We start from the raw sequence: 15820 nt of genomic DNA on the forward strand, positions 1-15820 counted from the left end.
TTTTGCTAATTATCGCTGTTCAATTCAGGCTCGTCTTCTGCTTTTTGTACAGAACCTTTGATCGTCAACTGAATTTCAGTCGAAATAATTCGATTGAGAATATCTGAAAGTTCTTTTAATTTTGCCGTATCTGCATTGCCTGTTTCCGTGAAATAATCATTCTCTTTCAAGCTAGCAATGAACGTGGAGAATACGGCTTTATCAAAGAACTCAGGGGCATTAATGCCGTGTAATACAGATAAACGCTGTGCCACATGCTGACTTTCTTTTTCTAATGCTGCGCGTCCGATTTCTGGCGTATTTTGCAAGATGCTGATCGTGATCGCATAACGCTGTAAAATTTCACGCACGGAAGATGCCCATAATTGCAAGCTACGCACACGAGCGCGGTTAATGCTCAACATATTGTCATTGCACTGAATTAGCTGCTGACGGTGTAATTCTGCAATAATCTGTTCGATTTTCTCTTGGATATTTTCAGGCGGAATATGCAAGAATAATTCTGCTTTCAAGAATGGATAAATTTTACTCACCGCATCAATCACGAGATCTTTTTGCGTTGCTTCATAATGCAAAATGACACTGGCAATTAAAGACGGCAATACAAATAAATGCTGAATATTATTGCGATAATAGGTCATTAACACGGCAAAATTACGCTCTAAACGAATAATTTCGCCGAAGTTGTCTTTTTCTAATACAACCCCAACGCGATCAAGATGGAGCACATGATCTAACATCACTTCTGGTGTTTCTGTTGGCACAATCACATCTTCAGAATACGGGACATTCAGCAAGAATTGTTGATAGCTTTCCAACTGTTCGAGCAATTGTTCGCGGGATAATGCACGTTGGCGTGAAGACAGCAGCGCGGTACCAGTTAAATTCATTGCATTCACTGCCGCGGCTTTATTAATATTAATCATCACTTGATGAGAAACACTATCCACCGCTTTATTGAACCATATTGGTCGTTCGTCTGTTTGCGTTTTCCATTCTGGGTAATGTTGATTAAGGTAATTATTCAGCGTAATCGGCTCACCGAAATTCACAAAACCCTGACCTAGGTTGCGTAGTTTTTTGATCACGCGTAACACTAAACCTGCATTTTCTTTTTCTTTTTCTGCACCGCGTAGCTCTTTGGCGTAAGTATCCACTTCTAAAACGTGTTCATACCCCACATACACAGGCACCACAGAAATTGGGCGAGTTTGTCTTTGCTGCAATGCTTGTAAGGTCATGGACATCATCCCTGTTTTAGGGGTCAATAAACGCCCTGTTCGTGAGCGTCCGCCTTCGATGAAGTATTCAACAGAATAACCACGATGGAATAGCTCAGCGAGATATTCACGGAAAAGCGTAGAATATAAACGATTTCCTTTAAAGGTACGGCGGATGAAAAATGCCCCCCAACTGCGGAATATTGCGCCCACTGGCCAGAAGTTTAAATTAATCCCAGCGGCAATATGAGGTGGCACTAGCCCTTGATGATATAACACATAAGAGAGCAATAAATAATCAATGTGGCTACGATGACATGGCACATACACAATTTCATGCCCTTCTAACGCTAGTTTACGCACTCGATCAGCATTTTCAACTTCAATGCCTTGGTATAATTTATTCCATAACCATCCTAAAAAGCGATCAGCGACTCGCAAACTTGTATGATTAGTGTCTGCTGCAATCTCATTGAGAATTTTTTCAGCTTCTTTGCGCGCTTTCTCTGTCGTAATATTTTTGGCTTTCGCTTCGTCATCAATTGCCTGTAATACTTCAGGTAATTGTAGCAATTTATTGAACATCGCTTGGCGATTTGGCAGGCGTGGACCTGTTGCAGAAATACGTTGACGGGCAAAGTGAATTTTGGCAATACGCGCCAATTTCTGCGAAATGCGTTCATCGGCAGCATGATTATCCACCATATAACGCATGGATACTGCTTGGGAGAAACGTACAAAAGTATCACGTCCAAACCAAATTGCCGCAATGGTTTTTTGTACCCCATTTAATAAACGTAAATTCGGTAAACCTTTATCTTCACGCCCTGGTGAACGTCCCCATAAAATGGATACTGGTACTACTTGCACATCTAATTCGGTCAAAGTGCGGTGTAATTCAAGATAATTATAGAAAACCGTTTCGGTCTCTTTTTTCGCGCCTTTTGATTTAAAAAATTGGCGACCTTCATCTAAAAACACATAACGCGGGAAATGTTGCCCATTAATTTCATTTTCAATTAACGGATCGGGCAGACCGATACTCAAACAATTTTTGCGAAAAATCACCAAGTCAGTTTGCGAGGTATAAGGCAATACATAAACAATCGGCTGCTCGGTATTAAGATGCAATTCTTCAATGGGATTATTTGGAATAGGATTGTCTTTTACTAAAAAAGACAAAGGAAATTCCAAACATTTACGATATAAATTCATTAATGTTGACATGATTAACTTCCATTTAACTGGTGATAGTTCTTATCCGACCAGTATTTTAGCATAAAATGGGATTTTCACTGTTCAAAAAAAGAACGAGTTTACGATTATGTGAACCCGCTCACGAAATTTAATTAGAAATTATTTTTCAAAAAGTTCGCTATGCAATGCACGCACCACATCATCTGCTTGCTCACTTTGAACCAACATACAGACATTGTTTGTGCTTGCACCATAACTAATCATGCGCACATTATAGCTTTCAAGCGAATCAAAGATACGTTTTGCAATGCCTGCGGCAATATGTAAGTCATTACCAATCAATGCGACTAAAGATAAGCCCGTATCAACTTTTACCGTGCACACTTCGCTTAATTCAGTTAGCAAATCGTTAGATAATAATTCTGCCCCTGATGATGCCGAACCTGTTTTATCTAATGTTAATGCGACACTGACTTCTGATGTCGTAATGGTATCTACTGAGATTTTGTATTTCGCTAAAATATTAAATACATTCGCCAAGAAACCTTGTGCGTGTAACATATTTAAGCTTGAAAGTGTCAATAAGGTTTGATCACGGCGTAAAGCAATCGCACGGAATGTTGGGCGTGGCTGTGGATCACGAGTTACCCATGTTCCCCCATCTTGTGGCGCTTTACTTGAACCTACATACACAGGAATGTTGCTACGTACAGCTGGCAATAAAGTGGCTGGATGCAATACTTTTGCCCCGAAGGTTGCCATTTCCGCCGCCTCTGCAAAACTCATTGTATCAATACGCTGTGCTGCAGGAACAATACGAGGATCTGTAGTGTAAATACCTGCAACATCCGTCCAAATTAATACATCTTTTGCATTTAATACTTCTGCGATTAATGCCGCTGAATAGTCAGAACCGCCACGGCCTAATGTGGTTGTCTTTCCATTTGGATCTCTTCCGATGAAACCTTGCGTGATCACTAATTCGCCACGATCAATCAATGGGCGTAAAATGTTGTCGCTATTTTTTTGCGTTAATTCATCGTCAGGCGCCGCTTTACCAAAATGGCTATTAGTTGCCACAATAGAACGCACGTCTAACCATGTTGATTGCGCATTTAATTCACGCAATACTTCCACAAAAATGCGAGTTGACATCATTTCGCCATGGCTAATTAATTCATCGGTTAATGCGGTCGAAGTCGCTAAACTTGCAGCTTCAGCAAGACTATCAATATTGTCTAATAAGCGTTCGATTTCTGGACGAACAAAGCTATCGTCTTTTAATTCTGTTAAAATATTTTCTTGAATTTGACGCACTTCACCCACTAATTTTGCGCGCTCTTGTGCATCAACACCATTTGCTAACGCCACTAATAGATTGGTTACCCCCGCTGATGCAGAAAGCACGACCACACGAGTGTTTGGATCTTGTAAAACGATTTTTGCACAAGCCGTCATCGCAGCATGATTTGCCACACTTGTGCCGCCAAATTTTGCAACTGAAAGATGAGACATAGGTAACTCCTGTAATTATAAATTTTGTAAGTTTAAACGCTTATACAAATAATGATTTTATTCAAAATTGTCAAATAAAATTTAAAAGAAGCGCATAAATATTTATATTTCCCTTATTAAGATCAAATTTTATTGAGAAATTCTTGAAAATTCCTCAAAAAATGTGGGGAACGTTTTGGCTGTGCAGTTTGGATCTAAAATCGTCACTGGCGTATTGGATAATGCCACCAAGGCAAAACACATCGCCATGCGATGATCATTATAGGTTTCGATTTCTGCGTGTTGGAATTGCTCTAACGGCAAAGGTTTCACGCAAATAAAATCTTCGCCCTCTTCCACTGTTGCCCCCACTTTTCGCAATTCGGTCGCCATTGCCGTTAAGCGGTCTGTTTCTTTGACTCGCCAGTTATAAATATTACGAATCACCGTTTCTCCTTTGGCAAAAAGCGCGGTGGTAGCAATGGTCATTGCGGCATCAGGAATGTGATTCATATCCATATCAACGCCCACAAGTTCGCCTTGTTCCGCTTGGATAAAATCGTCCCCCCAAGTAATTTTAGCGCCCATAGCCTCTAGCACATTGGCAAATAAACGGTCGCCTTGAATGCTATTTCTCCCAACGCCCGTCACTTTTACACAACCTTTAATCGCCCCTGCGGCTAAGAAATAGGAAGCAGAAGACGCATCCCCTTCCACTAAAAAAGTGTTTGGCGATTGATACTGCTGATTACCTTTTACTACAAAACGAGCATAGTTTTGATTTTCAACCTGCACGCCAAAAATTGCCATCATATTTAAAGTGATATCAATATAAGGTTTTGAAACCAACTCGCCAATGATCTCAATTTCCATATCCGCTGAAGACATGGGGGCAGCCATTAAAAGTGCGGTCAAAAATTGTGAAGAAACTGAACCATCGATTTTAACTTTGCCATCGTGCAAGCCAGTATTACGGATGGCAACAGGCGGATAGCCATCTTGCTCGAGATATTGAATATCTGCGCCAGCTTGTAACAACGCATCCACTAAATGCTTGATTGGGCGCTCTTTCATACGCGGCTCGCCCGTTAACACGATTTCACTTGTCCCGGTGTTCTCCGCATTTGCAAGACATAACACCGCAGTGAGTGGACGCATCGCTGTGCCCGCATTTCCTAAAAATAATGACAAACCATTTTGCCACTGAAACGCGCGGCCTAAGCCTTCCACCTCGCACACGGATTTATCTTCGGAAAGTTTGTAGTTCACGCCAAGCTGTTTCAGTGCATTTAGCATATGGCGCACATCATCGCTGTCGAGCAAATTGGTAACTTTTGTCGTCCCTTTCGCAAGGGCGGCTAATAATAATGCGCGGTTTGATAGGCTTTTTGAACCAGGTAAATTAATGGTGCCTTTCACACGAGCAATGGGATTTAAGGTGATTTTTTCCATACTACAGCCCTAAAATCTCCAATAATGCTTCAAATAAACGATCATTTTCTTCGGGCAATCCCACGCTAATGCGTAAATGATTTGGCATACCATAACCTGCGATAGGGCGCACAATAACACCCTTGCGTAACAAGGCATCATTAATTGGCGCAGCTGCTTTCTCAAAATCAATGGTAATGAAATTGCCTTTTGATGGAATATATTTCAGCCCATGTTTTTGGCAAAATGCTTCATAGCGTTTTAATTCTTTGCGGTTATTTTCCGCCGTTTTTTCTACAAAAGCATCATCGTTTAACACCGCAACTGCTGCCGCTAAGGCGAGGCTATTCACGTTAAAGGGTTGGCGAACGCGATTCAATAATCCAGTGATTTCTTCATTGGCTACGGCATAACCAATACGCAACCCTGCCAATCCATAAGCTTTTGATAATGAACGAGAAACAACCAAATTCGGATATTTTTTCAATAGACCAAATGAATCCACACGCTCTTCTTTGGCTGTAAATTCAGTATAGGCTTCATCTAAAACAACAATAATATCTGACCGCACTTTTGCCAGAAAATTATCGATTTCAGCGTGCGTTAAGAAATTGCCCGTTGGGTTATTTGGATTTGAAATGTAAATTAGCTTTGTTTTGTCATTGATTGCAGCAATAAACGCCTCTAAATCATGCCCCCAATCTTTTGCAGGAATTTCACGAGCGGTGGCATTGATCGCTTTTGTGATCAAAGGATAAACAATAAAGGCATATTTTGAAAAAATCACTTCATCGCCTTCAGAAACAAAGGTATGCGCAAATAATTCCACTAAATCATTTGATCCATTGCCTAAGGTGATTTGCTCGGGTTTTAACCCAAATTTTTTAGCAATCGTTTGTTTTAAGCTGAAACCATTGCTATCAGGGTAACGAGTTAAATTATCTAATTGATCTTGAATGGCTTTTTTCGCACTTGCTGGAAAACCAAAGGGATTTTCATTCGAGGCTAATTTAATAATGTTGGTGATACCAAGCTCACGTTCGAGTTCTTCGATAGGTTTGCCAGCTTGATATGGAGAAAGAGATTGCACGCCCTGATTGGCTCGTTGTAAAAATGTCATAAAATTTGACCGCACTTTATTAAAGAAAAAGAAAAGGCGGAGGCACACCTATGCCTAACCGCCGCCTGAATGATTACGCGTTTTCCGCTTCAAATTTTTTCATAAAGGCAATTAACGCCTCTACGCCTTCAATTGGCATCGCATTGTAAATTGAGGCACGCATACCACCTAAAACTTTATGTCCTTTCAAGGCTTGCAAGCCAGCTTCGGCAGCCTCTGCCACAAATTTCGCATTAAGCTCATCATTATCGGTGCTGAACGTCACATTCATCACTGAACGGTTTGCCACCGCAATATAATTGCGATAGAACTGGCTTTGTTCAAGATAGCTATACAACAATGCAGCTTTTTTCTCATTGCGTTTAGCATAAATTTCTAAACCGCCTTCCGCTAACATCTGCTTAAACACTAAAGCACATAAATACCACGCAAATGTTGGCGGTGTATTAATCATTGAGTCTGAATTGGCTTGCGTTTCATAATTCCAAATTGAAGGGGTTGCTTGGCAAGCATGCCCGATTAAATCTTCACGGACGATCACAAGTGTAATGCCTGCGGGCCCTAAATTTTTCTGCGCGCCCGCATAAATTAAACCAAATTTAGAAATATCAACGGGTTTCGACATAATATCTGATGACATATCCGCCACTAATACGGCATTGCCAACTTTTGGAATTTCTTTGATTTGCACACCGGTAATGGTTTCATTGGTGCAATAATGGACATAATCATACTGTTCAGCAATGTCGCTAAAATCGGTACGATTTACTGAAATCACGCCATTTTCGTCTTTATCCACAATGCTAATTTCATCTAATTCACAAAAATTGCGTGCTTCTTTTGCCGCCATACCTGACCAATGGCCGCTATTTAAATACAGCGCTTTGCCTTTAGCGCCAATCAAATTCATAGGAACAGCCGCAAATTGACCGCGTGCGCCGCCTTGTAAGAAAAGAATTTTATAGTTATCTGGCACATTAAAAAGTTGACGTAAATCTTTATCACACTCGGTGATCATTTCCATAAATAATTTGCCACGATGGCTCACTTCCATAACGGAAGTTCCTTGTCCTAGCCAGTTGAGTAATTCTGATTGTGCTTTTTCTAAGACCGGTTTTGAGATCATTGCAGGGCCAGCACTAAAGTTAAATACTTGTGTCATAATTTGCTTCCTAGTTTATAAAAATAATGCTTGTATTTTTACCACCGAACGCCCTAGCAGGCAATGAATTTTGCCATAATTCAGTAAAAAGTTGATCAAAACCACAAAATTCAATTTAACACTTTGACCTTGCCGTAAAAAAAAGCTAAATTAACTACATTATTTTACACTTAGAGAGAACAACCATGGACAGTGCAAGTAAACAATCATTCCAAGACGCCCTTGAATATGTGCGTATTACCCGTCAACGTAATAAATTATTGCGTGACATTGAAGATTGCGAACGTAAAATTCGTGATAATAAAAAACGTATCTTACTATTAGACAATCTTAGTGATTATATTCAAGACGATATGAGCATCGCTGATGTTCGCATCATCATTGAAAATATGCATGATGATTATGAAAACCGTGTCGATGAATATGTGATTAAAGCGGCAGAAATGTCAGAACAACGCCGCGATCTAAAAGCGCGTATGAAAGAGCTAAAAGCATCACACGTAGTGGTAACAAAAAAAGACAAATAGTTTTTTACAATAAAAAAAGTGCGGTCAAATTGATCGCACTTTTCGTTTATCTTAACCGAATTTATATTCGTGGTATTTATCGTGATATTCAGCTTAGCCGTGTTTATTGAATAAACTACTTGCCGCCACGTTCATAAATAATTTCAACGCCTTCATCGTCTTCTTCAGACCAGTCGTCCCAGAAATCATCCTCTTCTTCAACCGCATTTTCCATAGCTTGTTGATGATACTCATCCCATTTGAATTTTACTTCATCGGCGGCTTCATTTTCTTCTTCCACCTCACGTGGATTGGCTTCGATGAAATCCATAATTTCATTGGTTAAATCAGCAACATTTTTGCCTGTTGCCGCAGAAATCAAGAAGTATTCTTCATCATAGCCAAGACGTTCCGTGATCTCTTTAGCACGTTCTTGTGCTTCTTCATCACTGATCGTATCAATTTTATTGAACACTAACCAACGCGGTTTATCGGCTAATTTTTCACTATATTGGAATAATTCATTTTCAATAATCGCAATATTATCCGCAGGATCGCTTTCATCAATCGGTGCAATATCCACTAAATGCACTAATACACGGCAGCGTTCTAAATGTTTTAAGAAACGAATACCTAAGCCTGCGCCTTCGGACGCATTTTCAATTAAGCCTGGAATATCGGCAATCACAAAACTACGGTCTGCACCTACGCGTGCAACGCCGAGACTTGGTACGATAGTCGTAAAGGGATAATCAGCGACTTTCGGTTTTGCCGCGGAAACGGCACGGATGAAAGTAGATTTGCCCGCATTTGGCAAACCGAGCATTCCCACGTCTGCAAGCAACATTAATTCAAGTTGCAAATCACGCTTTTCCCCCGGTGTCCCCAAGGTTTTTTGTCGCGGCGCACGGTTTACAGAAGATTTAAAGCGCGTATTGCCTAAACCATGATATCCCCCTTTTGCCACCAGCATTTTTGCACCATGCTTAGTTAAATCCCCTAAAATTTCTTTAGTGTCATTATCAATCGCACGCGTTCCCACTGGCACACGCAAGGTAATATCTTTGCCGCGTTTTCCTGTACAATCGGAACTGCGCCCATTTTCACCACGTTGTGCGGCAAAGCGTTTTTCAAACCGGTAATCAATGAGTGTGTTCAGGTTTTCGTCAGCAATTAAGTAAACATCACCACCATCGCCGCCATCACCACCATCAGGCCCGCCTTTCGGGATAAATTTTTCACGGCGGAAACTTACACAACCGCTACCACCATCACCCGCTTCAACTCGGATAAGCGCTTCATCAATAAATTTCATTATTTTTTACCTTTAAATAATTTGTGTCCAATCGCGGACAAACTCGCTCCCAATACTACCACAAATGCCCCGATATAACTTACAGTATTTAACTGTGGATTGGCGAAATCCTTCGGATCAATAGCATGGGCTATATGAGAAAATAAAATTGTAAATAAGGGTACTAAAGTTAATACAACACTAACTTTAGACACATCCCAACGATTGAGTGCTTCTGCATAAGCACCATAACCAATCATCGTATTCAAACAGCAATAAATAAAACATCCCCAAGCAAAAGGCGTTAAGGCGAACACTTGTGATAATTCTACGCTAGGGGTAAACACAATCGCGCAGCCAAAATACATAAGCAGCAAAATTTGCTGAGAAGTGAAAGAACGCAACATCACTTTCTGTGCTAGCCCATAAGCGACCCAAATTAATGCGGCACCAACGCTTAACAGAATCCCAATAATACTTGCATTTAAGCTGAAAAATAAGACAAAGCGATCATTGAAAAATAACACAAGCCCAATAATTAAAATAATCAGCCCAAGTTTTTGGTGTAATCCCAATTTTTCTTTAAATAGAAAAACACCAAGTACTAACATACCAAAGGATGAAAGATGAATAAAAATCTGTGCAATAGACGGTTCTATATAATTTAATGATGTGCTAAATAGAAAAAAGTTTGCGGCTAATCCCAAAACGCCCACAATCGTCCAAATGACGTAATTGCGATTAAACTGTCTAAATTTTGGCAAGTTGTTAGTACATATCAATAAAATAAACAATGAAATTGTCGCAACTACAAAACGATACCACACAATTGTTTTCGCATCCATTATCGCGACCACTTGTTTTAATGCCAGTGGAAGCGATCCCCACGCCATTGCCGTAGTTAAAGCAAAAAGAAAACCGAGTAAAGGTTGTTGTTTCGTCATGCTTGCTCCTTGAGCATTTTTAACTTATGCCCCAACGCTGACAACATTGCACCAGATACCACCAAAACTGCGCCACAATAACTAATCCAATTCAGTTCAACCGCCACAAAATAATTCGGTGCAATCATTGTCGCAATATGAGCAAAAACTAAGGTGAAAATTGGAATTTGGGTCAAAATCGCACTCACTTTGGACACTTCCCAACGATTTAATGCTTCAGCATAACAACCATAAGCGATAACCGTATTTACACCCGAAAAAAGTAAACAAATTAGTTGGAAATGATCTAATTGAGAGACTTGATGAATGTCTGCATTTGGGAAAAATACGATTGTACAGCCAATATATATCATTAATAAAATTTGCTGAGATGAAAAATGCGCAAGCAGTGCCTTTTGCATAATGGCATAGATAACCCAAACAAAACTAGACGCAACTGTAATGACTACGCCTTTAAAATAAATATTCAGCTGTAAAAAATCATCGAGTCGCTCGTTAAAAAACAAAATCAAGCCAATTGATAACACCGCCAATCCTATTTTTTGATGCAATGCAATCTTCTCTTTGAAAATTAACACACCAGCAAATAGCATCATAAATGAAGATAGCGGGCTAAGTACTTGAGTTGTTGTCGGCGGAATATATTTCAGTGCCAAATTATATAAATAAAAATTAACTGATAAGCCTGCCGTTGCCACTAAGATTAAAAAAAGATTTTTTAATGAGATCCGTTTTAAGCCGGAAAGCTTGCCACTAAAGCATATTAATAAAAATACACAAAGCATAGACAATGCAAATCTATACCAAACAGAGGTTTGGATATCCATGACTTTGACGACTTGCTGTACAAAAAGAGGCAAGGAACTCCACATACAAGCGGCAATAAGCCCAAATAGAAACCCTAATACTGGTTGTTGCTGTTTCATAGGTTAAAAGCGTATCAGTTGATTATTTTAAATAAAAAAGCCCCACAAATATTGCGGGGCTCTTTAAACTCATTGAATTCAAATTATTCAGTAACAATACTCACGTATTTACGGCTTTTCTCGCCTTTTACTTCAAATTTAACTTTACCATCAGCAGTCGCGAATAAAGTATGATCTTTACCCATACCTACGTTACTACCTGCGTGGAATTTTGTACCACGTTGACGAACAATGATGCTACCTGCTAATACAGATTCGCCACCGAAACGTTTAACACCAAGGCGTTTAGCTTCAGAATCGCGACCGTTACGAGTTGAACCACCAGCTTTTTTAGTTGCCATCTACTTGATCTCCTCTGAAATTATGCTTGAATCCCAGTGATTTTCACTTCTGTGAACCACTGACGATGACCTTGTTGTTTACGGCTGTGTTTACGACGACGGAATTTAACGATTTTAACTTTATCGCCACGTCCTTGTTCTACAACTTCAGCCACTACTTTCGCGCCAGCAACAACTGGTGCACCAATTTTAACATCTTCACCGTTAACGACCATCAACACTGAATCGAATTCAACAGCAGAACCTACTGCTACTTCAAGTTTTTCTAAACGAACAACTTGACCTTCGCTTACACGGTGTTGTTTACCGCCACTTTGGAAAACTGCGTACATAAATACTCCGCTAATATGCGCTTAACGTTATTTCGTTTTTAGCGCGTCAAAATCATATAAATAGGTCGCAAATTCTACGGAAAAATAAAACCCTTGGCAAGTAATTATTTGCAATAAAATAAAAATTTTATGAAATCGTTGGGTTTCGTTTTAGAAATTGCAAAAACTCGGGTAAAATTAGCCGAAATTATGGTAACGATTCCTTATCCCGTAGGGGTTGTCCTTAGAACGACTTGCAAAAATATTGTTTTTGTTACCGCACTTTGAGACCAATTAGAGATCAATTAAGTTGGATTTACATATGACACAAACAAATCTCATGGATATGAAAGCCATTCAAGCCTTGATTGAGCCTGATATGCAAAAAGTGAACGCTGAAATTTTAGCACAGCTAAATTCAGATGTCGATTTAATCAATCAGCTTGGTTTTTATATTATTCAAGGCGGGGGGAAGCGCATTCGCCCACTCATTGCTTTGCTTGCTGCGCGGGCAATTAACTATCAAGGGGATTTAATGCCAACTTGCGCCGCTTTTATTGAATTTATTCACACCGCAAGCTTGTTGCATGATGACGTTGTGGACGAATCAGATATGCGCCGTGGACGAGCTACAGCTAACGCGGAATTTGGCAATGCAGCGAGTGTGTTAGTGGGCGACTTTATTTATACCCGCGCCTTCCAGCTTGTGGCTAAGCTAAATTCCTTAAAAATGCTCGCCGTGATGGCGGATGCAACCAATGTATTAGCAGAAGGCGAAGTGCAGCAATTAATGAATGTCAATGACCCAAATATAACAGAAGAAAATTATATGAAGGTCATTTACCGTAAAACCGCACGCTTATTTGAAGTTTCTACCCAAGCAGCTGCGATTGTCGCCGATGCAGATGAACCTATTGAGCAGGCGTTGCAACTCTATGGACGCTATCTCGGCACCGCCTTTCAATTAGTCGATGATGTGCTTGATTATAGTGCCAATGCTGCCACAATGGGCAAAAATGTCGGTGATGATTTAGCCGAAGGAAAACCGACTCTGCCACTGCTCCACGCAATGCACAATGGCACAGCTGAACAGGCGGCATTAATCCGTTCTGCTATTGAAGAAGGCGGCAAACGGGAAATCATTGACGATGTGCTGGCGATTATGGCTGAACATCACTCGTTAGAATATGCGATGGAACGTGCGAAGTTAGAAGCGCAAAAAGCCATAGATGCTATTGCGATTTTGCCTGATAACAAATATAAACAAGCGCTAGTGTCCTTAGCTTATCTTTCTGTTGAACGAACCCATTAATTTTATTTTCAGGGCGTATTCAACGCCCTTTTTAATTTAGAGAACTTTATGACTACTGAAACTGAAAACATCATCCAAAGTGCGGTCGAATTTGACAAAAATTTTAAAAAACCGCCCAAACCACGCAAACAAAAACAAGATCCTAATGCGCCCTATGTGCGCCCTAAATTGATTATGCCGAATAATCACAAAAAGCTGTTATTGCACACTTGCTGCGCCCCTTGTGCGGGTGAAATTATTGCCGCGGTGATGGCATCTGACGTGGAATTCACTATTTTCTTCTACAACCCGAATATTCATCCACACAAAGAATATTTAATTCGTAAAGATGAAAATAAACGCTTTGCCGATAAACATAATATTCCATTTATTGATGCGGATTATGATCGTGCAGACTGGTTTGAACGGGTGAAAGGGTTAGAACACGAGCCTGAACGTGGTGAGCGTTGCACCAAATGTTTTGATATGCGCTTAGAACGCACCGCACTTTATGCCCACGAAAATGGCTTTCCCGTGATCGCGACCAGCCTTGGAATTTCACGTTGGAAAAACCAAGAACAAGTATATGGCAGCGGTCGCCGTGCGGCAGCGCGTTATGATGATGTGATTTTTTGGGATTTTAACTGGCGTAAAGACGGTGGCTCCGCCCGTTCTGACAGAATCCGTAAAGAAGAACGTTTTTACAAACAAGAATATTGCGGCTGCGTATATTCCTTGCGTGACGCCAATCAATGGCGCGAATCGCGCGGTTTAGGCAAGATCGAAATTGGTAAGACCTTTTATTCTGTGGATGAATAATTCATAAAAAAATCATAAAAATGACCGCACTTTAAACATTTTCAGAGTTAAAGTGCGGTCATTTTTTATCAAATTTTAGCAAATGCTTGATACTAAAATTTAGGCTTTCGCTTTTTCTCGTGAGCCAAGCACTAAGGCGACAACAAATGCCACGGCAAATGAAATAAGCATACCCACGCTATACATTCCCCAATCGCCTGCACGAATTGAGGCAATGCCGACTAAACCTGCGGCACCAAGTGCGGTCGCTTTTACATTAAAATAGGCGATGAAAGCGGCAGCCAAACCTGAGCCGATCATTGCGGCATAGAATGGGTAACGATAACGCAAGTTGACACCAAACATAGCGGGCTCAGTAATGCCTAATAAAGCGGACACACCTGAAGGAATGGCAAGACCGCGAACTTTCGCGTCTTTATTCAACACCGCAACCGCTAAACAAGCCGCGCCTTGTGCAATATTCGACATTACCGCAATTGGGAAAATAAAAGTCGCCGCGGTGCTGGCTAAGAGCTGAGTTTCAATGGCAATAAAGGTTTGATGCATACCAGTGATGACGATTGGCGCATACAAGCTACCAAACACGCCGCCGCCGACAAAGCCTAAATTGTCATATAGCCAAGTTAAGCCAGAGCTTAATAATTCCCCCGCTTCACGCCCAAATGGACCAATTACGGTGAAAGCCAAAAAGCCTGTGATGAAAAGAGAAAATAACGGGGTGATCAGATTATTTAAAACCGATGGCACCACTTTTACGAAGAATTTTTCAAGACTCGCAAGCACCCAAGCGGCAATAAGCACTGGGATCACCGTGCCTTGATAGCCCACTCGCTCAATTTGCAAGCCGAAAATATGCCACAATTTAAGGTTGCCAGTGGCTAAGGCTTCCGCATAACCGTAGGCATTGGTTAATGCTGGATGCACCAAAAGCATACCTAGCGTTGCCCCTAAATAAGGGTTGCCACCAAATTTTTTGGTTGCGGTAAAACCTAATAATACAGGCAAAAATACAAAGGGCGCATTGGCAAAGGTATCAATTAAATTAGCCAGATCTTGATATTGCGGGTAAAGATCCAACAAGGATTTTCCTTCTTCAAATAAATCTTTTGCCGTGAAGATATTGCCAATCCCCATTAATAAACCGCCAGCCACGATAGCAGGGATAATTGGCACAAAAATTTCAGATAAACCTTTGATCAAGCGCTGAATAATATTCTGTTTTGGTGCGTTTACCGCCTTTTCAGCGGATTGCGCAGCAGAACTCTCGCCGCCCATAATTTTCACCATTTCAGCATGAACTTTATTCACTGTGCCAGAACCGAAAATAATTTGATATTGTCCTGAAGTGGAAAATTGACCTTTAACGCCTTCAATATCTTCAATCGCTTTTTTATCAATTTTCGCTTCGTCCACCATTGTTAAACGCAAACGAGTGGCACAGTGGGCAAGATTGGCGATATTTTCTTTGCTGCCTAATTTGTCAATCACTTCCTGAGCGATTTTCGGAAAGTTCATGATTTTCTCCTAATTAATAACGATAATTGGCGATTTTAACGAAAAGTGCGGTGAGAAACTAGGAAAATTTATTCAATGAAAGAAATAGCAAAAGAAGTGGATGAAAAAAGCCGGCCTAAGGGGAGCCGGCATCAAGGGGTTAATAAAAAGATAGGGGCTGACGTAGATTAGCCCTAAATTTCACACCATTTTCGCAATGTTTTTAGCTGCATTTTGGGTGTTCCAAAGTTAAACCGAAATTCACATTCC

At 40.6% G+C, this 15820-nt stretch carries 14 protein-coding genes and 1 pseudogene; 3 read left to right on the forward strand and 12 right to left on the reverse strand.

Annotated features, from left to right (window positions below):
* Positions 1–5: 5 nt before the first annotated feature.
* The 5 genes from plsB to serC form a co-directional block, all read right to left on the reverse strand.
* Complete coding sequence (gene plsB, locus C8D76_RS04565; protein ID WP_116631620.1) at positions 6–2447, reverse strand: glycerol-3-phosphate 1-O-acyltransferase PlsB; 2442 nt, start codon at positions 2445–2447, stop codon at positions 6–8.
* Between the two features lie 129 nt (positions 2448–2576).
* Positions 2577–3932 (reverse strand): lysine-sensitive aspartokinase 3, encoded by a 1356-nt coding sequence (lysC, locus tag C8D76_RS04570; protein WP_116631621.1) that lies wholly within the window; start codon positions 3930–3932, stop codon positions 2577–2579.
* Between the two features lie 129 nt (positions 3933–4061).
* Positions 4062–5363, reverse strand: a complete 1302-nt coding sequence (aroA, locus tag C8D76_RS04575) for a 3-phosphoshikimate 1-carboxyvinyltransferase (protein ID WP_116631622.1) — start codon at positions 5361–5363, stop codon at positions 4062–4064.
* Between the two features lies 1 nt (position 5364).
* Positions 5365–6462 (reverse strand): histidinol-phosphate transaminase, encoded by a 1098-nt coding sequence (gene hisC, locus C8D76_RS04580; protein WP_116631623.1) that lies wholly within the window; start codon positions 6460–6462, stop codon positions 5365–5367.
* A 73-nt stretch (positions 6463–6535) separates the two neighbouring features.
* Positions 6536–7624 (reverse strand): 3-phosphoserine/phosphohydroxythreonine transaminase, encoded by a 1089-nt coding sequence (gene serC / locus C8D76_RS04585; RefSeq protein ID WP_116631624.1) that lies wholly within the window; start codon positions 7622–7624, stop codon positions 6536–6538.
* Positions 7625–7809: 185 nt separating this feature from the next.
* Here serC and C8D76_RS04590 point away from each other — a divergent pair, with 185 nt between their 5' ends.
* A complete protein-coding gene (locus tag C8D76_RS04590; protein WP_116631625.1) occupies positions 7810–8151 on the forward strand; it encodes a DUF496 family protein in 342 nt (113 codons plus the stop codon).
* Positions 8152–8266: 115 nt separating this feature from the next.
* On the opposite strand, the gene cgtA is transcribed toward C8D76_RS04590, so the two are convergent.
* The 5 genes from cgtA to rplU form a co-directional block, all read right to left on the reverse strand.
* Positions 8267–9445, reverse strand: a complete 1179-nt coding sequence (gene cgtA / locus C8D76_RS04595) for an Obg family GTPase CgtA (protein WP_116631626.1) — start codon at positions 9443–9445, stop codon at positions 8267–8269.
* Entirely contained in the window at positions 9445–10368 is a 924-nt protein-coding gene (locus tag C8D76_RS04600; protein ID WP_116631627.1) for a DMT family transporter, read from the reverse strand. Before C8D76_RS04600 ends, cgtA begins: the two co-directional genes overlap by 1 nt.
* Positions 10365–11294: a DMT family transporter gene (locus tag C8D76_RS04605; protein WP_116631628.1), complete on the reverse strand. Its 930-nt coding sequence runs from the start codon at positions 11292–11294 to the stop codon at positions 10365–10367. Before C8D76_RS04605 ends, C8D76_RS04600 begins: the two co-directional genes overlap by 4 nt.
* 83 nt (positions 11295–11377) lie before the next feature.
* On the reverse strand, positions 11378–11635 hold the full coding sequence (rpmA, locus tag C8D76_RS04610) for a 50S ribosomal protein L27 (RefSeq protein ID WP_005626413.1): 258 nt from the start codon (positions 11633–11635) through the stop codon (positions 11378–11380).
* A 20-nt stretch (positions 11636–11655) separates the two neighbouring features.
* Positions 11656–11967, reverse strand: a complete 312-nt coding sequence (rplU, locus tag C8D76_RS04615; RefSeq protein ID WP_116631629.1) for a 50S ribosomal protein L21 — start codon at positions 11965–11967, stop codon at positions 11656–11658.
* A 319-nt stretch (positions 11968–12286) separates the two neighbouring features.
* On the opposite strand from rplU, the gene ispB reads away from it, so the two are divergent.
* Positions 12287–13258: an octaprenyl diphosphate synthase gene (gene ispB, locus C8D76_RS04620; protein WP_116631639.1), complete on the forward strand. Its 972-nt coding sequence runs from the start codon at positions 12287–12289 to the stop codon at positions 13256–13258.
* Positions 13259–13306: 48 nt separating this feature from the next.
* Positions 13307–14056 carry an epoxyqueuosine reductase QueH gene (locus C8D76_RS04625; protein WP_116631630.1) on the forward strand — a complete coding sequence of 250 codons (750 nt, stop codon included), beginning with the start codon at positions 13307–13309 and terminating at the stop codon, positions 14054–14056.
* Positions 14057–14155: 99 nt separating this feature from the next.
* Here the strand turns inward: C8D76_RS04625 and C8D76_RS04630 are convergent, their stop codons facing one another.
* Both C8D76_RS04630 and C8D76_RS04635 read right to left on the reverse strand, forming a co-directional pair.
* The gene (locus C8D76_RS04630) at positions 14156–15571 is read right to left on the reverse strand and encodes a sucrose-specific PTS transporter subunit IIBC (protein ID WP_116631631.1); all 1416 of its coding nucleotides are present in this window, start codon (positions 15569–15571) and stop codon (positions 14156–14158) included.
* A 173-nt stretch (positions 15572–15744) separates the two neighbouring features.
* Positions 15745–15820: pseudogene (locus C8D76_RS04635) on the reverse strand (IS1595 family transposase); the annotation flags it as partial.

It is taken from the genome of Alitibacter langaaensis DSM 22999, from assembly GCF_003096995.1.
In the GTDB taxonomy this organism is placed as follows: Bacteria; Pseudomonadota; Gammaproteobacteria; order Enterobacterales; family Pasteurellaceae; genus Exercitatus; species Exercitatus langaaensis.